Raw genomic sequence first — 22,897 nt, 5'->3', positions numbered from 1 at the left:
CAATGCTGCGCCCCGCAGCAGGGGTTAAAAAATGCACAGTGCTGCGCCCCGCAGTAGAGGCTAATAAATGTACAGTGCTGCGCCCCGCAGCAGAGGCTAAAAAATGCACAGTGCTGCGCCCCGCAGCAGAGGTTAATAAATATACAGTGCTGCGCCCCGCAGCAGAGGCTAAAAAATGCACAGTGCTGCGCCCCGCAGCAGAGGCTAAAAAATGCACAGTGCTGCGCCCCGCAGCAGAGGTTAAAAAATGCACAGTGCTGCGCCCCGCAGCAGAGGCTGATAAATGTACAGTGCTGCGCCCCGCAGCAGACGATAAAAGGTTAGTTATCTGTGTCAGAAAGCTTGTAAACGATCAGATAAAGTTTATTCACGAAACGGATGAAGAGTTTTACGTTGTTGCTTCGCCATCATTTTCAGGACTATCAGGACCTTCTTAACTGATAAGACGGTGACAGAGATGGCAGACAGCACTGAAAAAAGAACAGGTGCATTGCACTCAGAGTTGAAAATTGAACTCCACAGCCACTATGCCATTGGATTATGGCAAGGTCGGCGGGCAGAGAAAGAGGATGATGGCAATAAAGGTAAGCCCGCCATTATGGGAATGCCGCGTTTTCTCAGCCTGGCGTCCAGGATTAACCAAGACTCCTTGAAAAATAATCCCTGGGCGGATGCAGCGATGCTTGCACTGGAAGACAAAATCAGTGGAGCCAGTAACACGATGTCCAATCTGATTAATAGCCTGGATAAGGAAATGCAGTTGCTTCCGACAGGTGTCACGTTTACTGAAGCTGGTGTTGAGACGCCGCTGGATATCAAGGTGTACAGCAATACCCCATTGGGTTATCGCTGCGTGTATCTGTTAATCGGTTTTGATCAGTTCTCAAAGAAGGTACTTCAGGCATTTCACTATGGGCTGGTATCACGAGCTAAGCGCGATCAACTTCTCAGTGAAGGCGGCCGGTTGATCCGACAGATATATGGCAGTGTTGTTCCGTATCGTTCATTGCCTGTGTATCGCCAGGATGCCGTCGAAAATAACGATGTGTGGCAACAGGCCGTTTTAGAACTGGGTGAGCCGGACATTGACGTGCTGCTGGGAAACCGCCGTTCCTCTTTCTCCCCACCTATTCATGAATCCAGTGTCAACCTTTTGCGTATTCGGTACCGGGCTGTTGATAACAGTGCTGCTCAATAAGGAGGGAGGATGCGCCTTTTCCTTTGTGAAAAACCCTCCCAGGGGAGAGATATTGCGGCCGTTCTCGGTGCCACTAAACGAGGAACCGGCTTTCTTCAGGGCCCCGGTGTTACTGTGACCTGGGCTGTCGGACATTTACTCGAAACCGCCTCTCCTGAGGCGTATGGCACTCAGTTTGCACGACCCTGGAACATCCATGCTCTGCCGGTATTACCGGCACAGTGGCAAATGGTAGTGAAAAAGGAGACGGAAGATCAGTTTAAGGCCATCGCGAAATTACTTAAGCAGGTTGACGAAGTGGTGATTGCCACCGATGCCGACCGAGAAGGCGAGGTCATTGCCCGGGAATTGCTGGACTTTTGCCAGTGGCGCGGCCCGGTAAACCGGCTCTGGTTATCTGCCCTGGATGAACCGAGTATTCGCAACGGACTGAATAACATCAAACCCGGTAATGAGACGCTGGCGCTGTACTACGCGGGGTTAGGCCGTGCCCGGGCAGACTGGCTGACGGGCATGAATCTTACCCGGCTCTATACGTTGAAGGCCCGTGAAAAAGGCTTTGACGGTGTGCTGTCCGTGGGGCGGGTGCAAACACCGACGCTGGCACTGGTGGTGAATCGGGACAGAGAAATCGCCATTTTTGTCCCGAAGCCTTACTGGCAGGTCAACGCGGCTCTCCAGGCGTGTGGGATGGCGTTTGTTGCCCGCTGGGTGCCCGCGAAGATGTACACCGATGAGGAAAAACGCTGTGTTCATCAGGGCATTGCTCAGCAGGTGGCCCAGCTTTGCCGTCAGTCGGGTCAGGCCCAGGTCATTGAGCAGGAGAAAAAGCGGGAGACGGAGGCCGCTCCGTTGGCGTTTTCATTAGGGGCCTTGCAGCAGGCCTGCGGCAAACTGTGGGATATGTCGCCTCAGCAGGTGCTTGATACCGCCCAAAGTCTGTATGAGACCCATAAGGCCACAACCTATCCCCGTACCGACTGTGGTTTTCTGCCGGAGTCGATGCGTGAAGAGATCCCGCTGGTTCTTGCCGCACTGGCGAAAACTGACCCGTCCCTCACGACGACGATAGCGACTCTTGATCCCCGTTTTGTATCACGTATCTGGAACGACAAAAAAATCACGGCGCACCACGGGATCATCCCCACTAAGCATGCCAGCGACATGGGCAACATGAATGATGTGGAGAAACGGGTGTATGAGCTTATTCGTCGGCATTATCTGGCCCAGTTCCTCCCACTGTATGAGCGAGACGTGACCCGTCTTGATCTCAGCATCGGGGGACAGCTTTTCAGAACAACCGGACAGGTTGTGGTGGTGCCTGGCTGGAAAGTGCTGTTCAGTTCGGCGACTGACAGAAAAGGTAACGCTCAGGGTGATGAGGACAATGCGCTGCCATCCCTCAACAAAGGCGATGTCTGTACTGTGACGGTGGCTGAGGTGAAGGATCTTAAGACGAAAGCGCCGCTGTATTTTACATTTGATACGTTGATTGCCGCGATGATGAACGCAGCATCTTACGTGACCGATTTGCAGTTGAAAAAAGTCCTGAAAGAGAATGCCGGGTTGGGGACGGAGGCTACCCGCGCCAGCATCATTGATACGCTGCTTAAGCGAGGCTACATCGTCATGAATAGACGTTATCTGCGGGCGACCGAAGTGGCGATGGATCTGATGGATGCTTTGCCAGCTCCGCTGAAAGAACCGGGCATGACGGCGCTGTGGGAACAGGCGCTGGATGAGGTGGCCGCGGGCCGCATGCGTCTTGAAGACTTTATGGCCCGGCAGACAGGTTGGACACGGCAACTGGTTGCTCAGGGACTGGCACAGAATATGGTGATCCGTTTGCCACCGACGCCAGTTTGTCCTCTCTGCGGCAGTAAAACCCGGTTGCGTCGTGGTGAGAAAAAGGCTTTTTACCGTTGTGAGAAATATCCGTCCTGCAAAGGTGTGGTTAATGTCCCTGACCAGGTGAAGAGGAAATCGGCGAAGTCTACGTCTCGAAAGCCAAAGCAGAATTAACCGATTGCGGTCAGAGCCTGTATTTTGCTATGTTTCTCGTGGCTCTGAAGCCGCACCCCGTGACTGCGGTCTGCCAGAATGCTACATGCATTGTATTCTGGCGGAACAGTCTGACAGGCCGCTCCCACACCTGAGAGAAGAGTCTGTAAGGCACATAACCTCCGTGAAAACCGTGCCGGGTCCTGAACCTGCCCCGGAGCTGCTGTGAGAACAGCTTAACTTCAGATCGATGGTGCAGATCGCAACAGCGGTACCTCTCAGGGTACCGCTGTTTATTTATGTCTTCGCATTCTACATTTTTTCCTACCCGCTATATTGACTTCTCTTCGCCGTGGTTTAAAACTGAATGGGCTAATCGTTGTCTCTGACAACTGCCAATGTTCCGGTGATTCGAGAGGAACGCCTTAGGGTAATCACATGCCAATGCCATCATGACCTGAGAGATGGCGCTTTCGAGCGGTTAAATTAAATCTGTTTATCCTTTGAAAACAGAGACCTTCGGGTTAAGGCTCACTTCACTAATTCAGCCAGTCAGTAATACTGTTACTGACTTCCCTGCGGGAAACTTTCTCCCGCACGGGATGATTGTTTCTCCGCACCCAGTTTATTTCACTCCGGAGAGAACATCATGACTGCAACTGCAAATACCCCTGCTTCAAACAATGTTTCACATTCTTCCTCTCAGTCTAAGACTGAATATTTCAATCTGAACGTTACCGGCATCGGATACCTCAACAATATCCGTAAAGTCGCAGGCACAACGGGTGAATTCACCTGTGCTGTGATTAATGCCCTGACCGGCCCTACCGACAACGCGTCCTATACCCGTTTTGATGTGACTGTCGCAGGTAAGGAAAGTGTTTCACTCATTAATCGCTGCCAAAAATCAGTAGATGAGGAGAAACAGGTGCTGGTTGGTTTTGTGCTTAGCGGTCTTACTGCTGACGTGTTCACCTTATCTAAGGGTGATCATGCCGGCGAAAGTCGTCCAAGTTTAAAAGCCCGACTGATTGCGGTCGAGTGGATAAAAATTGGTGGCGAGATCGTCTATAAGTCCGAAAAACCGACGTCTACTCCGCCAGGACAGCATGCGGAACAGCCTAGAAGTTACGCTGACAACTCATTCTGAACCGATCTGGACACACACCTGGCTGGAACACACCAGCGGGTGTGTTCCTCTCAACCATTTTTTAAGAGGAATTTATTATGTCCAGTCGCGGCGTAAATAAAGTCATTCTGGTCGGATTTTTGGGACAGGATCCTGAAATCCGCTACATACCTAATGGAACGGCAGTGGCCAATTTTTCGCTGGCCACTGCCGAAACCTGGCGTGATAAACAAACAGGCGAAGAGAAAGAGCGAACCGAATGGCACCGCGTAGTGATGTTCGGGAAGCTTGCTGAAATCGTCGGAGAATATCTGCGCAAAGGTTCTCAGGTTTACATCGAGGGCCAATTGCAGACCCGTAAGTGGACAGATAACGCCGGTGTCGAACGCTGGACGACTGAAATTATGGTCAAACAGCAAGGCACCATGCAGATGTTGGGCAGCAGTAACCGCACCAACACAAGTGGAAACGGTCAGGCTGCCGGTAAACACACTTCTGCAGCGACACCTGGTCACAGTGGGACGCCTCAGCCAGTATCACAGTCGATGGGCAATGAACCACCGATGGACTTCGACGACGATATCCCGTTTCTTGGGCTCGGTTATGGCGTCTGTCGCAGCGCGATTTATGCTATTTCCTGATGATGACGTATTAACCTTAACTATCCACCTTGTGGGGAGAACTTTCCCCTCAGGGTGGTTCTCCTTCTTTTTTTGGCGTCAGCATTGTGATGTTTTTGCTGCACGTCGTTGGCACCAACATCCGGACATTCAGATGCTTGGCGCAAACTAATCTGCCAGTTTTGACTGGCGTTCGATTCTCTGACAGACTCACCTTACTAAAGGTAAGGTGCGCTGTTAGCGGAGGACACTATGACTAACCGTTATGATACTGATTTTTATGGCTGGACCAGGGAACAGGCAGATCTGCTGCGTTCTGGTCGCCTGAGTCAGTTAGACACCCCAAACCTTCTGGAGGAAATCGAGAGCATGGGCAATAGCCAACGAAGCGAGCTGGAGTCACGCCTTGAGGTATTGTTCCTTCACCTCCTGAAGTGGGCTTTCCAGCCTTCGCACCGTGGCCGTAGCTGGCAGCTGACCATTGCAGAACAGCGTCGTAAAGTTGCCCGTCGTCTTTCTAAAAGTCCAAGCTTAAAGCGTGAACTTGATGAGATGACAACAGATGCTTACGGTGATGCGATTTTATCTGCTGCCAGAGAGACGGGAATGGATGAGAAAACTTTCCCTAAATCCTGTCCGTGGACGTTTGACCAGGTCATGGATAGCGAATTTTATCCTGATTAACGCAATGAATATCTCGCCGGCTTGTCCGGCGTTTTTCTCTATATTCCCCCTTAGAAAAGCCCGCCTCCAGCCAGCGTGTGTCCGCCCAAATTTCGATGACACTTTTTTTTCTTGAGTTCCCGGAAAGAGTTTAGCGTTGTTCCATTTTGTGCCGCCGTCAGAATATCCGCCACTTATTAGGAATACTCTCACGGTGAACATTGATGGCACGACTGACCCTGCATCCTGGGCACAAACTGGCATGGCTAACGCTGTCATTGCTAACCGCCGGGTGCGCCAATAACGGCATTTCTGCTGCTGACGCACTGCCGCGTATCTCCACCCACCCCAGAGTGAGTGATATTTACCGGGGCCGATCGCCGGAGGTGATGCGCTATGACCGTTATACCCTGGTCAGTACCCGGCCCGCTGATGCTCAGCGTGATCCCTTGAATCAGATGGTTGATATCACCATGCCGGCGCAGTTAGTGCGTTCAGTCGGGGATGGATTTCGGTACCTGCTGCTGGAGTCCGGATACTCTTTGTGCCCGGCATCTTCATCCGCATTTGTTGAGTTACTGAGCCGTCCACTGCCTGCGGTACAGCGCTCAATAGGACCTGTTCGTCTTAGCGAGGCGTTGCAGGTTCTGGCCGGTCCAGCCTGGCGTTTACGTGTCGATGATGTTAATCGCGAGGTGTGTTTTACGCTTCGCGATGCCTATCGGGATTTCGTCCCCCGTGCTAACACATCGGTCGCTGTTGCACCGCGTTTGTCGGGTAATCCGTTCTCAGCCTCTTCTCCTATCGCCTCAAAAGTCACCCCTTCCACACCGCCGCTCACCGTGCCAGCGGCGGTTCAGTCGACGTCAGGGTTGACACCGGAAAGTGTCCCAGTGCCTTCACCGGTACTGGCGGCGATGAAGCGCGGCGCCAATGTGAGCAACTCAACGATACCTGGTACTAAGCCAACCGTTCCGGTGACATCTGCTTATCAGATGAAACAGGCGGTACAGCCTCTGACTAAACCGCTAGTACCGGTCATTCCGATGAAAACACCGGGGCCTGTAAAAAACACCCGTACCCACTCATCTGCGCCTACAGGAAACCCGGTCTTTACGCCTGGTGCCCCGGTGATGGCTGCGCCATCCGGGCAACGGTGGCGTGCCGAAGTGGGTTCCACGCTAAAAGAGACGTTGACCCGCTGGGCAGGCGTTGCAAAGTGCGACAACGGGGGAGATTGGGCCGTTATCTGGCCGGTTTCGCTGGACTACCGGATTGACGCACCGTTGGTGTTCCACGGTAATTTTGAGTCAGTTCTGGTGCAGATTTTCGACTTGTATCGCCAGGCGGAGAAACCGCTTTATGCCGTCGCCAGCCGTATGCAATGCCTGGTATCCGTCAGCGATCATCCAGGCCGTCACTGATGGGATACGGTATTGCTGCTCTGTCCCTGATTTTTTTGCTGATAGTTGGCAACGTACAGACCCGTGATGCCTCTCGTCTTGTGCATCAGAACATCCAGGTCAATGCCAACCTGTTGGCCGCAGACATCCTCAGGCTGGCGAGCGCAGTCAATGACTGGCGGTATACCCATCAGCTTGCCGAGGGGCCGCTTGTCACCGGGCAGTTTGGCATGCTTCCGGCAACTGATAGCCGCATTCAGGCCGCTATTCAAGGGGGACGTCTCTGGCTCTGGTCTGTTGATCGTCCGGGGCTGGTCGATTCTCTACATCGTCAGTCGGCGGGTTCTGCGCTGGTCTGCACGGTGTCCGGCGGACGCCTCAAAATGTCTGATGGTACCGATATGAATTTGCTCCTTCCCGCCGGCGTGGCGGAAGGCAATGTCGTTTATCTCAATTAAAGGAGTCGAGGATGCCGATGCCGACGTTTTTCCTGTCCCGACCAACTCTCCACGCCACGATGATAGCCGCGCTGGTGATGTTGTCCGGATGTTCTCTCAAAGAAATTAACCGGATGGAGCACCAGGCGAGGGGGGATGCTGACACTGCACAACGGATCACTCAGAGCCGAACGGCGTTAACACAAGAATCGGTGACATGGACAGATAAACCCTGGGTTAATCTCAGGCCGGTGATCCCCGTGGTGTCTTCGCCAGAAGATACGTCGTTCCCCGATTGCCAGATAACAATTATCCGGCCGGAGGGGATGACGTTACCTGAGATTGGGCAGCGCATTACCGCAGTCTGTGGGCTGAGAGTCACCATTACACCTGATGCCTTGCAAGCGCTGGTTTCCACCGGTGGCGGTAACGTCACTACGCAACAGATGACCGGCAAATTGCCTGCTCCGGATGATAACGGCAGAGTTCCCCTGTCGCAGATCGGCGGGCAAGTCCAGCAGGCGGCTTCGGTCTCTGTGGAAAACCCGGTGCTCACCGGCCTGAAATGGCAGGGCAAGCTGCGCGGGTTACTTGATATTATCTCCAGCCGTCTTGGCCTGTCCGTGCGTAATGACCAAGGCACTATCGTTTTTTACCAGCTCGATACCCGTACCTATCAGTTGGTGATATTGAATACCAAAATCGACAGTACCGCTTCAGTAAATTCGGGCTCTGGTAACCAGTTGGGAAGCAGTGGCGGGACGAGTTCAGGCACGTCCGGTGATATTAATTCCGCGCAAAAGACGGCGTACGACCTTAGCAGTAATCTTTACGATGATATCCGTAAAACCATCGACAACATGATCACGCCGTCAAAAGGGCGCTACTGGCTCTCGTCTGCCAGCGGAACGCTGACGGTGACGGATACGCCGGTGGTTCTGGACCGTATTGGCCGTTACATCGCGTACCAGAACAAAGTGCTAAACCGTCAGGTTCAACTGAGTGTGCGGGTGCTGAGTGTGACTCAGACCCGTAATGAGCAGATGGGACTCGACTGGGGGCTGGTTTACAAGTCTCTGCATACTGCAGGGGCTACGCTTTCGGGCAGTTTCACCAACGCTGCCGACAACGCGGGTTCGGCGGGCTTTTCCATTCTGGACACGGCCAGCGGTAGCGCGGCGCGTTTCTCCGGCTCACAACTGCTCATCAAAGCGCTTTCTGAGCAGGGAAACGTCAGTGTTGTCACCCAGCTCAACCGCGCCACAACGAACCTGACGCCAGTTCCTTACCAGCTTTCCAATCAAAAAGGTATCCTGACCAGCTCAAGCACGACAGCGACGGCAAACGTGGGAGTCACCTCCTCGATGCAGACCAGCATCCTGACCACTGGCCTGTTCATGACGATGCTGCCATATATCCAGGAAAACGGCGACGTACAGTTGCAGTTTGCCTTTAGCTATTCCAGCCCGCCCAAAATCGAATCCTTTGTCAGCAAAGACGGGAATACGCGCAATGACGTCCCGACGTTCCAGCAGGAAGCCCTGACCCAGAAAGTCAATATGCGTGCCGGTGAAACGTTGGTGCTGACGGGGTCTGATCAGGTCACCACCACGACGGACAAGCAGGGGACATTCACACCGGGCAACTTCATTCTAGGTGGGGGACAAAACGGTAATACGACGCGAACCACCCTGGTCATTCTGGTTACACCTGTGCTGCTGAGGTAACGATGAGAAAACAAAAAGAACGCCGCCGAGCACAAGGTACCCAGCCTGTGCTTATCCAGGGGCGTACCGGGTGGCTGGCCGGATTGCGTTGGGTAGATGAAAAAGGTGCCGGGCTCGGATTCTGGCGGAATACCCGTGGTGATACCCATTGGATCCAGACCGGCAGGAAGCCCGACCGGATGGTCGGATTTGCCCTGCCTGCCCGCGTCAGGCGTGGTATACGGCTCTGCTCCCTGGCCGCCGCATTTTTAGTGCGTGAAGGGGGCAACAGTTACGGCATTTACCAGCTTGATGAGGCGGCGGACCGCTGGGTATTTTTAGCCACCGTCGGGGGGCGTATCTCCGTCATGGGGGATGTGGTCGGGACATTACAGGAAGTGAACGCCGCCCGTGAGCGCTTCATGGAGTTCAATGACCCCGGCGATCTGCAACGTGGTTGGCATTGTAGCGCCAGACCTGAACAACCTGAGTCCTGGCAGAACCTGACGGGTTTTTTGACCCGCACGCAGCGGCGTCGCGTTCATCTGCGGCAAATCCCGTCGTTGCGAAAGCTGGGAACGCTGGCGTTTTTAGTCGTGGGGGTGTCAGCCGCCCTCTTTTACTGGCGGGATGATGCCGGACTCAAGGCCCGGCAGGCGGCTGCACTGGCTGAATACAAAGCACGTCAGGTCCTGGCGGAGCATAAACCTGCCGTTGAACCGCAGGTTGTGCATCCGTGGGCCTCTTTGTTGCCGTCTTCCGTTTTCCTGAGCCAATGCTGGTTTACCCGTGAACCGTTGCCTGTTTCGGTAGTGGGGTGGCGGCTTACCGCCGGCGAATGCACGCAGGCGGGCTTACGTCTGCGGTATGTGGCGATGCCCGGTACGACGGTGGAAGATTTTGCCCGTCGGGCAAAACATATTTTTGGCCAGAGCGCGGTATTTGACCTGAAAGACGGGGGGCAGAACGGGGACGTCAATGTGCCCTACGCCGCCACTTCGCTACCTGCCAGGGATGAAGCGGTGCCGGACGGGAATACTCAACTGATGCGTTTCGTGACCCATCTGCAGCGGCGCAACATCCGTGTCCGGTTTACGGAAATCAAACCACCCGACGTGATCCCCGGCGCTGCCAATACCGCACCGCCTCAGGGCTGGCGGGAGTTTACCTTCGCGGTGAATACCCGGCTGGCACCGGAATGGATGCTTGCTGGCTGTGATGATATCGGACTTCGTCTTTTCAGCATTGCCTTCACGTTAAGCCCGCAAGGGCAGTTTGACTACACCGTTAAGGGGAGTCTGTATGCACAACGTTAACTCCGCCTGCCGGCTCTGGCTGCTTGGCATTCTCGCGGTATTCAGCCAGCAGAGCCTGGCGGAAGATCGTCCGGCTTCTGCCGACGCGGACAATGTCACTATTGGTCAGCTTGAGGCCATACAGTCCCGTAACTTTCTTCTGGAACAACAGGTACAGACCGCCAGACTCAAAAGGCAGCTTCGTGAAAGTCAAAGCGAAAGCCAGGTCAGCCAGGCGGCGAATGTGCCGGCGTCGTTGCCTTTCATGCCGTCTAACCCGCTGAGCATGAATGTCGGACAATCGGCCGCTGGCGCGACGTCATCGAAACGTGTCATGGGCGCTATCCGTCTGCAGGAGATTTACGGGCGTGGCACCCAGCTGCATGCGCGCATTGTGCTCCCTCAGGGAGGGATCACCGAAGTGTCTGCCGGTGACCTACTTCCGGGGAGCAAGCTGAGCGTGACGTCGGTGACCTTAAATGCGGTGAAACTCAGTGACGGAACAGCGCTGTCGTTCTGAAGAAGGAAATATCATGCAACCAGATAAAGAGATTATGGATTTTGTGCTGGCTGAAGACGTCCCCGACGGTAAAGGGGGGGTCAGGCTGGTGATTGATACGAACCGCCGTACCGATCCCCTGGTACAGCGATGGGTCATGGACATGGTCAGTGCTTTTCCCATGGCAGTCAAAGAGTTCGTTTCTCTCAGTGAACTCAATACGCGACGGGAACGGCAGGCAAACGCTGAGGACAGCGTTATGCCCCGTGGGGTACAGGCGCAGGATATCAGCGCGACCCAGCAGAAAGTCCTGACATATATGGCACTGGCGGGGCAGTTGGACTCCTCTGATATTCACCTGACTCTGAGTAAAAACGAAAAAATCACCGTCATTGAAATGCGTATCCACGGTGAACTGGAAATCATTGATGAGCTGACTTTTGACGAAGGTTTGTCGCTGGTGTCGACTATCTACCGGTCCATGTGTGACTTGCAGTCCACCGATTTTCTTGAACAGATTGCGCAAAAGGGCCGTGTGGCCTCAAATTATGCCCGCCGTGCCGGGTTGTTTGGGGCGCGTTACCAGCATATGCCGACACCTGATGGGTTATATGTCGTGTTACGTATTATTCCGGATGACAGTCATAAAGTGCCCACCATGGCACAACTCGGATTTCTGCCCGAGCAACAGGCGCTTGCAGAGAAAATATTGAGAATACCGGAAGGCATGGTGACACTGACGGGCCCTACGGGGTCGGGAAAAAGCACGACGCTCCGCACCTTTAGCCGGCACTGGCTGGATCGTACTCAGGGTAAAAAACGCCTGTTGACTATCGAGTTTCCCGTTGAGGGGCGTATTGCCGGGGCTATCCAAACCTCAGTAACGCCAAAAAGCAGCGCTCGTGAAGCCGTGGTTGAGGCCTGGGAAGACTCCAATGCGGCCGCACTTCGATCTGATCCGGACGCCATCGTCATTGGGGAGATGCAGGAGCGTAATTCGGTGATGGCAGCTGTCCATGCCGTAGAATCGGGTCACATTGTCCTCGATACACTCCACGCGCCCAGTGCGGCCGGGGCGATACCTCGTATGGCGTCGATGGGCGTCAATATTCAGCTCATTGCAGATCCGCAAATCATGATTGGTCTGCTCAGCCAGCGGCTGGTCCAGACCTTGTGCCCACACTGCCGTATTCCCTGGACTCAAAAGGCGTCGGCGTTACCGGCTGACGTCCGCAGCAGACTGGAAAAATATTGCAATGTGCCTGGTATTTGCGCGGCGGAACAGCTTTGGTTTCGTCATCCGCAAGGGTGTGAACATTGCCAGAAAAAGGTGGAGCTTACCGGGCGCATTGTCAGTCGTGGCGTGACCGGTCGTACCGTGCTGGCCGAAGTGATCCGCCCAGATGCCCGTTTTATGACCCTGTTCCTGTCGCAAGGTGCAGCCGTCGCACGTCAATACTGGTTACAGCATCTTGGCGGGATCAGTCGGCGCACGCATCTTCTGAGGCGTCTGGCTGAAGGAACGGTGGACCCTCTCGATGGCGATTTGGTGTGTCCTCTGGATGAAGATGAACTGCTTGCCTGTGAAGTGCCCCATGTCTGAGTATGCATCTGTTTCCTACCGTGCTCAGGATATGAGCCTGTTACAGCGAATCCGCTATGAGCTTGTTCGCAGGACTTTCATCGGTAAATATCGTCAACCCTTCTACGAGACGCTGCGCTTTCTGCTGGAAAATAAAAAATCATTTAAAGAGGCACTGAGTTTGATTGGTGAAGTGCACACAGACTTTGGTCGTCGCTGGCACCCTTACAGTGAGCTGGTTGAGGATTGCCTTGAGGCGATTGCCGATAACAGCGCCGGGCATTCCTTACCGGATGTGCTGGCTGCCTGGGTACCCAGAGAAGAGGCCGCGCTGATCAGTGCCGGTATTCGAAGCGGTAGTGTGCCGCGATCACTCGAACAGGCTGACAAGCTGATTGTGGCACGCCGGCGAATTTTGGGTCAGGTCCTGATGGCCTCTGTTTACCCGATTTTACTGTTGTTTCTGGGTGCCGGTTTGCTGACGGTCAATAACTGGCTGCTGATCCCCACGCTCAGCAAACTTTCCTCCCCGGATTCCTGGACCGGTGCTCTCGGATTGATGAACCACATCTCGGCATTCACCTCGGCATATGGCGGAATAACAGGGTTGTGCTGTGTGGCCTTTATTGCTTTGGTGTTCTGGTCTCTGCCACGCTGGCGTGGCTCATTACGGCGTTTCGCTGACCGACTGATGCCGTGGTCAATTTATAAGGATCTGCAGGGTGCGGTCTTTCTGATGAATGTCTCCGCATTGCTGGAAGCCGGGGTCCCGCATCTTGATGCGGTCAGAATACTTCATGATTTTGGCTCTCCCTGGTTACAGGAGCGCCTCGAAGCGGTGACGGACGGTATCAATAATGGTGTTGGTCTTGGGAAGTCGCTTCGCGACTGCGGATATCAATTCCCCAGCCAGGAAGCGGCTAACTACCTTTCTATTCTTGGGCAGGGCGACGGGGCATCCCGCCTCATCAGCAATTACGCTAACCGTTGGCTTGAACAGGTACTCGGCCTGGTTGCCAGACGCGCCAACGTCGCAAAACTTTTCTCTCTGTTTCTGATAATCACTTTCTTCTTACTCATGCTGGGCATGGTGATGCAAATTCAGGACATGACTCAGTATTCACCTCATTAAAGGATCTCTTATGTCAGCTAATCCGTTGTCTGTTTCAGTTCGCCGACAGCCTCATCGTGGGTGGGGCATTATTGAGAATGGGACCCTCGCTATTCTGATAATCATTGTCATTGTGTATGTCGTCAGCAAGTTGTGGGGATTATGGACCCAGAAAAGTGTGGCCATGGAAACCACCAATTATCAGAGCCTGATCACCTATGTCCGGGGCAATTTCAAAGGGCCTGGTGGTTATGATTTCACCAGCGCCAGCACGATGACCGGTACCGTTATTGCCGCAGGCGGTGCGAAGGGGATGACCGTTCAGGGGGATGTCACCTCCGGGTCTGCCACGATGTTTAACACCTTTGGTGGGCAAGTGATATTAACGCCGGTGGCTTCAAATGGCTTCAACAACGGTTTTTCCCTGTCTTCAGCCAAAATTCCACAGGATGCCTGTATCTCTATCGCTCAGCAGATGGGCAATGGTGCTTATTCCAGCGTCAGCATTAACAGTACGGCGCACACTGACGGCAATGTGACAGCGGAAACTGCGGCTAAGGAGTGCGTCAAGGACAGCGGCGGTACCGGGCAGAACACGCTGACCTTTACAGTGAATGGGTAAAAGTGCATGGCACGTGTTCTGTTTTTTTTACTTCTGGTCGTGTGCCGACCGGTGGCCGCATTTTGTTTCGATGCAGCTGGTGCAAAGTACCATATTGATCCGCTACTGATAAAAGCCATTGCCTGCGGTGAAAGCCGTCTTAATCCCTCGAGCATTAATATTAACCGTGATAAGCGAACCGGGCGTGAACTGAGCCAGGATTACGGCCTGATGCAGGTGAACTCCACGCATATCCCTGCGCTCATTCACGATGGCGTTATCACCAGTAAAAATCAATTGCTGACGCGCCCTTGTCTGAATGTGCAAATCGGTACACGGATTCTGGCCTCGCATTTTCAGGTCTGTGGTATCAGCTGGAACTGTCTCGGTTCCTATAACGCCGGTTTTCGCCAGGACCGCCATGAAACACGGGAATCCTATGCCAACCGTATTTATGCCATCTACAAGCGGCTCCTGAAGCAGGAGCGGGGGATAGTGCTTTGACCGGACCGGTGACGTTGTTAACGCTGATTGGTCCGTGGCCGCTGTTATTGCCGCTGTTCTGTCTTGCGTTGCTTATTTTCCGCCTGGAAACTGCCCAGGTGACGGGGGTGATGACGGAATATGGGCATCCGGCGTCACCGGATCCTGAAGTACAGGCTGTCAAACAGCATATCTGGCTGCATGCCATGGCCCTGACCGTGATGGTAATGCTGTCGTCACTCAGCAGGCCGTTTGAGCTGATGACGTCGGGATTATTTGTACTGTTTATTTTCCGGATGAGTCTTATCGATACCCTGACAGGGTGGTTGCCCCGGGAGTTTACCTGGCCATTTCTGATCGCGGGTCTGTGTGTTGCCGCTGAACATCATGTCCTGTCTTCCCACGCCATAATGTCACTTATCCTGTTGATCGCCGGATTACTGGTTCGAAAACTGGGAGAACGGTTTGCTCATCGTGAAGTGCTTGGCCTGGGCGATGTCTGGCTGGTTGCTGGGTTAGGTGCCTGGTTTGGTTCGCCACTTTCCCTGTTCTCACTCATGGGGGGAGTGATGGGTTTTATCCTCTGGTATGCCGGTTCGAGTACGGTTTCCCGCGGTGGCCCGATGGGGCCATGGTTGGGTTACAGTGCGCTGCTGTCCATGATCCTCTCTATTTCTGACCCTATTCTGATGTGGTGATATATGTCAATGAAAGGTAAGTCAGCCGACCGTGGCTGGGCCATGATGAGCACCGGTATCGGACTGTTAATTCTCCTGATCGTCGCGGTTTGGTCAATGGGGTATTACAACGATTATATCCAGCAGCGTGGATGGCAGGTGACGGCATCTCAGTTATCCCGTTTCAGGGCGTCGGTGAAAACCTATGTGGGCCGTTACTATGACACGTTACTGGCCGCGGCCAGTACCACTGTACCGGTCATTGTCACACCGACCATACTTAAAAATACCGGTCTTTTGGAAGCGGGGTTTAGCAACACCACCGCCGACGGACAACAAATCAGTGCGGTGGTGACGCGCAATGCCACGAATACCGACCAACTGCAGGCACTGGTGATCACGCAGGGTGGAGCGAGTCTACCGTACACGGCGTTGAGAAATATTTCAGTAGATATCGATGGCATGGGCGGTTACGTCTGGAAAAGCACCAATGTGACCGGTGCCATGGCGAGCTGGAGTGTGCCACTGGCCAGTTTTGGGGTGAGCACATCCAGCGGGCATGTTGGGGCGCTGATCCCTTCAGACGAACTGGGCGTTGCCCGGGAAGAAAGTGACCGTCTCTACCGTTTCTCGGTAACGGGTAAACCGGACCTGAACCGTATGCATACCAATATTGATATGGGGAGTAATAATCTCAATAACACCAATACGGTGAATGCTCAGACAGGGAATTTCAGTGGCAATGTGACTGCCGGCGGTGATATCCGCAGTAATGGTGGCTGGCTCATATCGAGGGGAAGTAACGGTTGGCTGAATGAAACCCACGGTGGCGGGTTTACCATGACGGACAATGACTGGGTGCGGGCTATCAATAACAAAAATATTTACACCGGGGGGCAGGTAAGAGGGGGCAGTGTCCGTTCGGATAGCAACCTTTCCGGAGGGGGTGTGCTGCAATTGGATCAAGTGAATGCTGCTGGCGCTCCGTGTAGCAGAAATGGGGATATAAGCCATGATGCTTCTGGCGGAATACTGTCATGCAAAGACGGTGTATGGGTAGCAAGCGGTGGTGAATCAACAAACATAAACATCTATCAGTGCCCGTATAGCATTTGCGATAACAACTCTGCTAGTACCTGTGGCGGGCAGTTGAGCACACATAGTTATTGTCAATGCAGGACCGGTGGCGGTGCAATGACCTGCGGATATGTAGGCAAACTGCTCGTCGGTTATTAACTGCTAATTTTTAAACGGCGATGTTGAGTTAAGCATCGCCTTATTCTTCCTGTTTTTGCACCTTACACCTTTCTGAACAACTGAAAGGATGACGTGCAATGACCACCGAAGCATTGCCAGAACAAGAGCCGACCTTAGACCCCGAGAAAACGGGGCGCGGTGGTACTGAAAACTTTCCCTCCGCCCGGCGTCCAATGTTCCTCTTAAGTCGGCGTGCGCTGCTAAAGCGTTTTGCATATGGTCTGGCCGCATTATTTACAACGGTTCCCGGTGTGTTGAGTGTGATCCTCTATCTACAAGTCAACAACATGGACATTCGAATTCACTCTCTCGAAGCAGCACTTCGTAGCGGTCAGTTGAGTCAGCTCTCGTCGTCAGTCGCCTCTCTGGAAAAACATGTTGCTGAACAAGACGAGCGCTTTGCGTTGAAAGAAAGCGTGGTGTCAGGCATGAGGACGCTCGGTAAAACGCTGGACGGGCAAATCTCTGACCAAAACCAAAAAGTCGAGCAGTTGGAAAGTAAAATCGATGAGCAGAAAAGAGCGCTGCAGTATGAACTTGATGGTCGTCAGGCGCGCGCCCTGGATTTTTCATCGCTAAAAGCCAGTTTCGAAACACTCAAAGCCAGTCTGGTAGAAAAAAACCCAGCCGCCTCATCGGGTCATGCGGTGTCTTCAGAAAAAAAACATAAGACGACTCCCGCAAAAAAGTCTCATCGGTCAGCCAGAACGGTGCCACTGGTTGCGCCGTTTATCCTGACCGGCATTGAACAGCGCGGTGGTCAGACGTTCGCTGTCGTTGCTCCCCGGGGCGCGACGACCTTATCTCAGATGCGGCTTCTGTCACCGGGTGACTCTGCCTGGGGATGGAAGCTTCGACGCCTGGAGGGCAATGAGGCTTTGTTCTCCGTTAACGGCATACCACAGCGCATCAGTGCGCAGTAAAAGGGAGTCATGATGAAAATCAGCAATGTAGTGGTTTTTTGCGCGTTTTGGGGAATGGGGATCGCCAGCGCGCAAACAGTCAACAGTGTGACCGGCACCACTTCAACGGCGAATAGCCTGCGGGATAAATCGACCCAACTTCAGTCCCAACAATCGGCCCAGCAATGGGGGCTCAGTGATACCGAGTGGCAAAAGTACCAGCAGTTGAAACAAGGTAAGCGGGGGATCCAGTCTCCGGGACTTGACCCCCTGACGACACTGGGTGTGGAAAGCGAAAGTTCTTCAGAACGTCGTCGTCTGGCGGAGTTGTGGGTTAAAGAGGCGTACCGACGCACGGAAAAAGAACTGGCGTTTCAGCGCGAAGTGAACGCCGCCTGGAACCGGCTCTATCCGAATGCGCTGTCGGTCAATATGGGCAATGCTTCAGGGCTTGCCCATGACACCAACGGGCGCCTGGCGTTGTTTGTGCGTGAAAACTGTGAACGCTGTGATGCGCGTCTGGCCGCTGTGCTGGCCGACAATCGCCCGGTTGATATCTATCTGGTGGGCAGTGACGGCAAAGACGACACGGTGCGCAAATGGGCATTGAGCCACAACATTCCGGTCGACCGGGTGAGAAGCCGTCAAATCACCTTAAATCACGATCGCGGATTGTGGTTGACCTACGGGCAGGGGCAAATGCCGGTGATCCTGCAACAAGGGGAACACGGATGGCAACTCGCCGCATTCTGATGTCAGCACTTCTGCTGCTACCGCTGTGCGTTTTTGCAAAGCGTGGTCAGCCGTTGCAACAAATCCCGCCGGTTTATCATGCCATCGCGGCAGCGGCCCGCGTGCCGGCCGAGTCGTTGTACTCCCTGGCCTTGACGGAAAGTTCACGACGTCTTCCCTATGGTGAACGCCCGTGGCCCTGGACCATCAATGTGGCGGGCAAAGGATATCGTTTTAAGACCCGAGAAGCCGCCTGGCAGGCACTGCTTCAGTTTATCCGGAAATACCCGCTCAAGCGGATTGATGTGGGTATTGCTCAGGTCAATCTGGGCTGGAACGGACATCTGTTTGCCTCGTTTTACGATGCCTTCGACCCTTATACCAACTTACGCGTCGCGGCGAATATTCTGCGCACTTGCTATGACGCCAGTCCGGGAAGCTGGATAAAAGCGGCAGGTTGTTATCACCATCCTGCCGGCGGCAAAGCGGCAGCGACCTATATTGCCATTGTTCGTCGCAAGCTTGACACCCTCGCACCCGCTCAGTTGGCCACATCAGGATCGCAGGCCCTGATGCCAACACCATTGAATGGTGTTGCACTGGTCAGTAATCAACTCACCTGGATAGAGCCAAAATGAAAATTCTGAAAATGATTGTAATGCTGTTTGCTATTGGAGGAGCTACCGCGGGTTATGCAGCACTGACTGTAGTGGGAGACCTGGGCGGGGAACCGACAGGCCCTTATTTTGACGCCGTGAATGCCCAGCCCGATGAATTGACCCCTCCTGAATCGCTGGCGTCTCCCTCTGTACCCGCGCAGGTGTCGGCGGCTTCTATGTTACCCGTCCATACACCGGAGCTTACGCCAGGGACGGTGACCGCCAGAAAGCTCACGCTTCCCGGGATGCCGCCTATTTTTATTATTGGCGACGATGATTTGTCCCGGCGATGGCTGGCTCAGCGTGGGGCCGATCTTAAGCGGCTTAATGCAGCCGGGTTTGTGGTGAATGTTGCCGACCAGGCTCACCTGAAGGCATTGCAGTCACTGCTACCGGACAACAACATGATGCCCGTTTCCGGCAGTGACCTGGCCCACCGCCTGCAACTGACTCATTACCCCCTGATCATCACTGAAAAGGGGCTAGCACAATGATCCCTGTTTCTCCTGGTGCTGAAATGATCAGTGCCATCCGGCAAGAAACACCGGGCTTGTGGTTGAGTTTGTTGCTCCTGCTCCTGGTGTTACTGGCGCTGTCTTTTATCTGCTTCCCCGTGAGCCAGCGACGCCACCGTCGCTATCAGCGTCAGGCGAGCCGCGTTCTCGTCAGACTTCCACAACTGCGCGATGATGCGGCCAGGCTTGTCTATCTGCGAAAAATCAATCCCTACGTGTTTGAAGAGATGCTTTTGACTGCCTTTGCCCGTCAGGGTTACCGGATTAAGCGCAATGTCCGCTATAGCGGCGACGGCGGGATAGATGGACAGGTGTGGATCAACGGCCAGCGTTGGTTGATACAAGCCAAGCGATTTTCATCCTGTATTCAGTCAGGTCATGTCCGGGATTTCGGTGAATTAGTTCGTCAGGAAAAGTGTCGCGGCTTCTTTGTGCATACGGGACGAACGGGGGAGGTCAGCCGCGAAGCATTGAGCGCTGTTCCCGACATTACGCTGATAAGCGGCGGCCGGTTGTTAACACTTCTTGCCGGTGACGCCGGCTGGCAAACGAGGGGCCGATGAGCGATCGCTATGTGATGGAATCCCTACTGCGTCCAGCGGTGGAGCTGTATACGGCGGGGACGGCCTGGAGTGCGACCTATATTTGTCTGACGGCCCCCTGGGCGGTTGCGCTGGCCCCTTCTGTCAGTTGGGTCACCGCTGCCGGCTTTGGCGTGCTGGCGCTCAAACGTACCCGCCAGGGGCTGCGCATCCTGCGTTACCGGCGCAATATCCGGCGGTTGCCCCGTTATGAATTGAGTAGCCGACAAATCCCCGTGAGCCACCGTTATCTGTTTTTGGGGCGCGGATTTCAGTGGACGCAAAAACACACGCAACGCCTGCTCGAAGCGCGACGTCCTGAAGCAGAACATTATGTTCAGCCTTCCGTTATCTATCGTATGGCCCGGGATCTGGAAAAACGGCTGGAGTACAGCCTGCCGTGGCTGTGCCGATTGGCCCAGGCGGATACGTTGCTCAATCCGGTGCGCCCTTTACCGCCGGTGGGCGGTAGTCCTGTCTATCATGGCGTGGAGCCAAGCGAAGGCGACGTGTTATATGACCTGGGCGAACGGGTGGGACACACACTGGTTATCGGTACGACCCGAGTGGGCAAGACTCGCCTGGCGGAGGTGCTGGTCACGCAGGATATTCGTCGTGGCGATGTCACGGTGATGTTCGATCCCAAAGGTGATGCCGATTTGCTCAAACGCATGTGGGCAGAGGCCCGACGGTCGGGCAGGGAACACGAGTTTTACGTCTTTCATCTGGGCTGGCCTGACATCAGTGCGCGCTATAACGCCATTGGCCGCTTCAGCCGCATCTCTGAGGTGGCCTCCCGCGTCGCGGGACAACTGTCTGGTGAAGGTAATTCGGCGGCGTTTCGTGAATTCGCCTGGCGTTTTGTGAACATCATTACCCGGGCGCTGGTCGCGCTCGGACAACGTCCTGATTACAGTCTGATCTTGCGCTATGTGACCAACATTGGCGAGCTCTATGAAACCTACGTTGAGAACATGCTGGCGTCCCGGGCGCCTCATCTTCTGGAGCAGGTAGAAAACCTGCTGTCATCCGGCATGCTCAAAGAAAAGGACTTGCCGCGCAATATGCAGGGTCAGGCCAATGCGCTGAGAGTGTGGGCTATTGAAATGACGTTGAGTTCTGATGAAGGGAAAAAACTGTGGGATCCGGTGCTGGACGGCCTGCGTAGTGCCGTCCGCTATGACCGCACCTATTTTGACAAAATCGTGGCCTCCCTGTTGCCTCTGCTTGAGAAGCTGACTACCGGCAAAACTGCCGCGCTTCTGGCCCCGGATTACAATGATATGGACGACAACCGCCCCATTTTTGACTGGCAGGAGGTGATCCGCAAGAAAGGGATTGTCTATGTTGGCCTCGATGCGCTGTCCGACTCCGAGGTGGCGTCAGCTGTCGGCAACAGCATGTTTGCCGATCTGGTCTCTGTCGCCGGCCATATCTATAAATTTGGCCTTGCTGATGAAACCGACGCAGCGATGCCAAAGAAAGTCCCCATTAACCTGCACTGTGACGAGTTCAATGAGCTGATGGGGGATGAGTTTATCCCGCTTATCAACAAGGGGGGCGGTGCCGGTATTCAGGTGACGGCGTATACACAGACCCTGTCTGATATCGAGGCACGGGTGGGCAGCCGGGCGAAAGCCAATCAGGTGGTGGGTAATTTCAACTCGCTGATTATGCTGAGGGTGCGTGAAAACAGCACAGCAGAATTGCTGACCAAACAGTTACCCGAAGTGGACGTCTACAACAAAACCCTGACGTCTGGCGTGACCGACGTTTCGCGGCCGGGAGAAGGAACGGATTTTAACAGTAACGTGCAGGATCAGGTGACGCTGGCCAGAATGCCGATGATAACGCCGGCAGATATTATCAACCTGCCCAAAGGCCAGGCATTTGCTTTGCTTGAGGGCGGGCGCCTGTGGAAAATCCGGATGCCGCTGCCGGGAAGCGATAATGACCCGCTTATGCCGGAAAGTATCAGCCGCATCGCAGAGTACATGCAGCAGAATTATCGCACCGGTGAGACCTGGTGGACGGGCAGCTCATTGCCTTCCGATGCCCTGGCGGCATCATCCACGGAGGGATAATGGCCGAGGAGAAAGTTCAATCCCGACAACAGACACAGACGGTCCCGCCCAAACAGCCCGGGCTGTTCATTACGCTGTTCTGGCTACTGCCCTGGAAGATTATCGGGATCCTGCTGGCGTCTTTATTGGTCAGCCTGCTTATCGAATATGCCGGCATGACATTTATCTGGGCCAGCGAAGGCGCAGAACACAGCCGCCAGGTAATGCTGACGGAAAGTGGCTACTTGTCTGAAGGTTTCACCCGCAGCCTGATGCTATCACAGCCGGTGACGGTCATGAGTGTGTGGATAAAACAGGCATATCAGTGGGTGTTCGTGGACAGCGGCTTTATCAGTTGGCTTAATCACGCCCGCCACATACAGGGGCAGGGCGGTGCTATTGAGGCACTGAACCGGGTAGGCAGTTGGCTGGCGATGGCACTCTGGGATTATTTCCAGGCCACGGTGTATGTAACGATCATCTTTGCCATTCGCGTAGCCATTCTGGTGCTGTCGATACCGCTGTTCATTATGGTGAGCGTTACTGGCATTGTTGACGGACTCGTTCGTCGTGATTTACGCCGTTACGGTGCCGGTTATGAATCCAGTTTTGTTTATCATCATGCCAAGCGTTACGTGAAACCGGCAATGTACGGCCCCTGTATGCTGTATCTGGCCTGGCCGACGGCGGTGTGGCCTAATTTACTGCTATTGCCTGCGGCGGTGATGTTGGGGGTGGTGCTGTCGATTGTGACGGGGGCATTCAAAAAGTATCTTTAAGATG

24 protein-coding genes are annotated in these 22,897 nt (G+C 54.2%); all 24 read left to right on the top strand.

Features of this window, described 5'->3' with window-relative positions:
* The first annotated feature begins 2 nt into the window (after positions 1-2).
* The 24 genes from CWC46_RS20150 (at position 3) to CWC46_RS20035 (ending at position 22,893) form a co-directional block, all read left to right on the top strand.
* Positions 3-437, top strand: a complete 435-nt coding sequence (locus tag CWC46_RS20150; protein ID WP_101377520.1) for a hypothetical protein — start codon at positions 3-5, stop codon at positions 435-437.
* 20 nt (positions 438-457) lie between these two features.
* The gene (locus CWC46_RS20145; RefSeq protein ID WP_021014745.1) at positions 458-1,198 is read left to right on the top strand and encodes a PFL_4669 family integrating conjugative element protein; all 741 of its coding nucleotides are present in this window, start codon (positions 458-460) and stop codon (positions 1,196-1,198) included.
* Positions 1,199-1,207: 9 nt separating this feature from the next.
* A complete protein-coding gene (locus tag CWC46_RS20140; protein ID WP_021014746.1) occupies positions 1,208-3,220 on the top strand; it encodes a DNA topoisomerase III in 2,013 nt (670 codons plus the stop codon).
* Positions 3,221-3,848: 628 nt separating this feature from the next.
* Entirely contained in the window at positions 3,849-4,349 is a 501-nt protein-coding gene (locus tag CWC46_RS20135) for an STY4534 family ICE replication protein (protein ID WP_021014747.1), read from the top strand.
* Positions 4,350-4,426: 77 nt separating this feature from the next.
* Positions 4,427-4,969 carry a single-stranded DNA-binding protein gene (gene ssb, locus CWC46_RS20130; RefSeq protein ID WP_021014748.1) on the top strand — a complete coding sequence of 181 codons (543 nt, stop codon included), beginning with the start codon at positions 4,427-4,429 and terminating at the stop codon, positions 4,967-4,969.
* A 231-nt stretch (positions 4,970-5,200) separates the two neighbouring features.
* The gene (locus tag CWC46_RS20125) at positions 5,201-5,632 is read left to right on the top strand and encodes a DUF29 domain-containing protein (RefSeq protein WP_021014749.1); all 432 of its coding nucleotides are present in this window, start codon (positions 5,201-5,203) and stop codon (positions 5,630-5,632) included.
* Between the two features lie 203 nt (positions 5,633-5,835).
* Positions 5,836-7,035: a PFGI-1 class ICE element type IV pilus protein PilL2 gene (gene pilL2 / locus CWC46_RS20120; protein WP_021014750.1), complete on the top strand. Its 1,200-nt coding sequence runs from the start codon at positions 5,836-5,838 to the stop codon at positions 7,033-7,035.
* Positions 6,996-7,472, top strand: coding sequence for a type IV pilus biogenesis protein PilM (pilM, locus tag CWC46_RS20115; protein WP_237160194.1), 477 nt, complete (start codon positions 6,996-6,998; stop codon positions 7,470-7,472). Before pilL2 ends, pilM begins: the two co-directional genes overlap by 40 nt.
* 17 nt (positions 7,473-7,489) lie before the next feature.
* Complete coding sequence (gene pilN, locus CWC46_RS20110) at positions 7,490-9,178, top strand: PilN family type IVB pilus formation outer membrane protein (RefSeq protein WP_051391487.1); 1,689 nt, start codon at positions 7,490-7,492, stop codon at positions 9,176-9,178.
* Positions 9,179-9,180: 2 nt separating this feature from the next.
* Entirely contained in the window at positions 9,181-10,473 is a 1,293-nt protein-coding gene (gene pilO2, locus CWC46_RS20105) for a type 4b pilus protein PilO2 (protein ID WP_021014753.1), read from the top strand.
* The gene (gene pilP, locus CWC46_RS20100) at positions 10,460-10,972 is read left to right on the top strand and encodes a type IV pilus biogenesis protein PilP (protein WP_021014754.1); all 513 of its coding nucleotides are present in this window, start codon (positions 10,460-10,462) and stop codon (positions 10,970-10,972) included. The genes pilO2 and pilP overlap by 14 nt, the downstream gene beginning before the upstream one ends.
* A gap of 13 nt (positions 10,973-10,985) precedes the next feature.
* Positions 10,986-12,554 carry a GspE/PulE family protein gene (locus CWC46_RS20095; RefSeq protein ID WP_021014755.1) on the top strand — a complete coding sequence of 523 codons (1,569 nt, stop codon included), beginning with the start codon at positions 10,986-10,988 and terminating at the stop codon, positions 12,552-12,554.
* The gene (locus CWC46_RS20090) at positions 12,547-13,665 is read left to right on the top strand and encodes a type II secretion system F family protein (protein WP_037380658.1); all 1,119 of its coding nucleotides are present in this window, start codon (positions 12,547-12,549) and stop codon (positions 13,663-13,665) included. The genes CWC46_RS20095 and CWC46_RS20090 overlap by 8 nt, the downstream gene beginning before the upstream one ends.
* Before the next feature lie 10 nt (positions 13,666-13,675).
* Complete coding sequence (locus tag CWC46_RS20085) at positions 13,676-14,266, top strand: type 4 pilus major pilin (protein ID WP_021014757.1); 591 nt, start codon at positions 13,676-13,678, stop codon at positions 14,264-14,266.
* Between the two features lie 6 nt (positions 14,267-14,272).
* Positions 14,273-14,749, top strand: a complete 477-nt coding sequence (locus tag CWC46_RS20080; RefSeq protein ID WP_021014758.1) for a lytic transglycosylase domain-containing protein — start codon at positions 14,273-14,275, stop codon at positions 14,747-14,749.
* Positions 14,746-15,426: a prepilin peptidase gene (locus tag CWC46_RS20075; RefSeq protein WP_021014759.1), complete on the top strand. Its 681-nt coding sequence runs from the start codon at positions 14,746-14,748 to the stop codon at positions 15,424-15,426. The genes CWC46_RS20080 and CWC46_RS20075 overlap by 4 nt, the downstream gene beginning before the upstream one ends.
* Positions 15,427-15,435: 9 nt before the next feature.
* A complete protein-coding gene (gene pilV, locus CWC46_RS20070; RefSeq protein ID WP_021014760.1) occupies positions 15,436-16,641 on the top strand; it encodes a shufflon system plasmid conjugative transfer pilus tip adhesin PilV in 1,206 nt (401 codons plus the stop codon).
* 98 nt (positions 16,642-16,739) lie between these two features.
* Positions 16,740-17,585: a hypothetical protein gene (locus CWC46_RS20065; protein WP_021014761.1), complete on the top strand. Its 846-nt coding sequence runs from the start codon at positions 16,740-16,742 to the stop codon at positions 17,583-17,585.
* A 9-nt stretch (positions 17,586-17,594) separates the two neighbouring features.
* Positions 17,595-18,317 (top strand): TIGR03759 family integrating conjugative element protein, encoded by a 723-nt coding sequence (locus CWC46_RS20060; protein WP_051391466.1) that lies wholly within the window; start codon positions 17,595-17,597, stop codon positions 18,315-18,317.
* Positions 18,296-18,934, top strand: a complete 639-nt coding sequence (locus CWC46_RS20055; protein ID WP_021014763.1) for a transglycosylase SLT domain-containing protein — start codon at positions 18,296-18,298, stop codon at positions 18,932-18,934. The genes CWC46_RS20060 and CWC46_RS20055 overlap by 22 nt, the downstream gene beginning before the upstream one ends.
* A complete protein-coding gene (locus tag CWC46_RS20050) occupies positions 18,931-19,449 on the top strand; it encodes a PFL_4695 family integrating conjugative element protein (protein ID WP_021014764.1) in 519 nt (172 codons plus the stop codon). Before CWC46_RS20055 ends, CWC46_RS20050 begins: the two co-directional genes overlap by 4 nt.
* Positions 19,446-20,033, top strand: coding sequence for a restriction endonuclease (locus CWC46_RS20045; protein WP_021014765.1), 588 nt, complete (start codon positions 19,446-19,448; stop codon positions 20,031-20,033). The genes CWC46_RS20050 and CWC46_RS20045 overlap by 4 nt, the downstream gene beginning before the upstream one ends.
* Positions 20,030-22,135, top strand: coding sequence for a type IV conjugative transfer system coupling protein TraD (gene traD, locus CWC46_RS20040; RefSeq protein ID WP_021014766.1), 2,106 nt, complete (start codon positions 20,030-20,032; stop codon positions 22,133-22,135). Before CWC46_RS20045 ends, traD begins: the two co-directional genes overlap by 4 nt.
* A complete protein-coding gene (locus CWC46_RS20035) occupies positions 22,135-22,893 on the top strand; it encodes a TIGR03747 family integrating conjugative element membrane protein (RefSeq protein WP_021014767.1) in 759 nt (252 codons plus the stop codon). The genes traD and CWC46_RS20035 overlap by 1 nt, the downstream gene beginning before the upstream one ends.
* Positions 22,894-22,897 lie beyond the last annotated feature (4 nt).

The sequence above is a fragment of the Prodigiosinella confusarubida genome (assembly GCF_002847015.1).
GTDB lineage: Bacteria > Pseudomonadota > Gammaproteobacteria > Enterobacterales > Enterobacteriaceae > Prodigiosinella > Prodigiosinella aquatilis.
The sequence above is the reverse complement of the archived record's forward strand: the minus strand, read 5'-3'. Positions and strand labels throughout refer to the sequence as shown.

What these genes read in the sequence shown, in the direction of transcription:
- pilV (WP_021014760.1), top strand. Translation starts at nt 15,436, where the DNA reads ATGAAAGGTAAGTCAGCCGACCGTGGCTGGGCCATGATGAGCACCGGT.
- pilM (WP_237160194.1), top strand. Translation starts at nt 6,996, where the DNA reads ATGCCTGGTATCCGTCAGCGATCATCCAGGCCGTCACTGATGGGATAC.
- CWC46_RS20135 (WP_021014747.1), top strand. Translation starts at nt 3,849, where the DNA reads ATGACTGCAACTGCAAATACCCCTGCTTCAAACAATGTTTCACATTCT.
- CWC46_RS20125 (WP_021014749.1), top strand. Translation starts at nt 5,201, where the DNA reads ATGACTAACCGTTATGATACTGATTTTTATGGCTGGACCAGGGAACAG.
- pilO2 (WP_021014753.1), top strand. Translation starts at nt 9,181, where the DNA reads ATGAGAAAACAAAAAGAACGCCGCCGAGCACAAGGTACCCAGCCTGTG.
- pilN (WP_051391487.1), top strand. Translation starts at nt 7,490, where the DNA reads ATGCCGACGTTTTTCCTGTCCCGACCAACTCTCCACGCCACGATGATA.
- CWC46_RS20145 (WP_021014745.1), top strand. Translation starts at nt 458, where the DNA reads ATGGCAGACAGCACTGAAAAAAGAACAGGTGCATTGCACTCAGAGTTG.
- ssb (WP_021014748.1), top strand. Translation starts at nt 4,427, where the DNA reads ATGTCCAGTCGCGGCGTAAATAAAGTCATTCTGGTCGGATTTTTGGGA.
- pilP (WP_021014754.1), top strand. Translation starts at nt 10,460, where the DNA reads ATGCACAACGTTAACTCCGCCTGCCGGCTCTGGCTGCTTGGCATTCTC.
- CWC46_RS20140 (WP_021014746.1), top strand. Translation starts at nt 1,208, where the DNA reads ATGCGCCTTTTCCTTTGTGAAAAACCCTCCCAGGGGAGAGATATTGCG.
- pilL2 (WP_021014750.1), top strand. Translation starts at nt 5,836, where the DNA reads ATGGCACGACTGACCCTGCATCCTGGGCACAAACTGGCATGGCTAACG.
- CWC46_RS20085 (WP_021014757.1), top strand. Translation starts at nt 13,676, where the DNA reads ATGTCAGCTAATCCGTTGTCTGTTTCAGTTCGCCGACAGCCTCATCGT.
- CWC46_RS20150 (WP_101377520.1), top strand. Translation starts at nt 3, where the DNA reads ATGCTGCGCCCCGCAGCAGGGGTTAAAAAATGCACAGTGCTGCGCCCC.
- CWC46_RS20065 (WP_021014761.1), top strand. Translation starts at nt 16,740, where the DNA reads ATGACCACCGAAGCATTGCCAGAACAAGAGCCGACCTTAGACCCCGAG.
- CWC46_RS20080 (WP_021014758.1), top strand. Translation starts at nt 14,273, where the DNA reads ATGGCACGTGTTCTGTTTTTTTTACTTCTGGTCGTGTGCCGACCGGTG.
- CWC46_RS20090 (WP_037380658.1), top strand. Translation starts at nt 12,547, where the DNA reads ATGTCTGAGTATGCATCTGTTTCCTACCGTGCTCAGGATATGAGCCTG.
- traD (WP_021014766.1), top strand. Translation starts at nt 20,030, where the DNA reads ATGAGCGATCGCTATGTGATGGAATCCCTACTGCGTCCAGCGGTGGAG.
- CWC46_RS20095 (WP_021014755.1), top strand. Translation starts at nt 10,986, where the DNA reads ATGCAACCAGATAAAGAGATTATGGATTTTGTGCTGGCTGAAGACGTC.
- CWC46_RS20045 (WP_021014765.1), top strand. Translation starts at nt 19,446, where the DNA reads ATGATCCCTGTTTCTCCTGGTGCTGAAATGATCAGTGCCATCCGGCAA.
- CWC46_RS20060 (WP_051391466.1), top strand. Translation starts at nt 17,595, where the DNA reads ATGATGAAAATCAGCAATGTAGTGGTTTTTTGCGCGTTTTGGGGAATG.
- CWC46_RS20035 (WP_021014767.1), top strand. Translation starts at nt 22,135, where the DNA reads ATGGCCGAGGAGAAAGTTCAATCCCGACAACAGACACAGACGGTCCCG.
- CWC46_RS20050 (WP_021014764.1), top strand. Translation starts at nt 18,931, where the DNA reads ATGAAAATTCTGAAAATGATTGTAATGCTGTTTGCTATTGGAGGAGCT.
- CWC46_RS20055 (WP_021014763.1), top strand. Translation starts at nt 18,296, where the DNA reads ATGGCAACTCGCCGCATTCTGATGTCAGCACTTCTGCTGCTACCGCTG.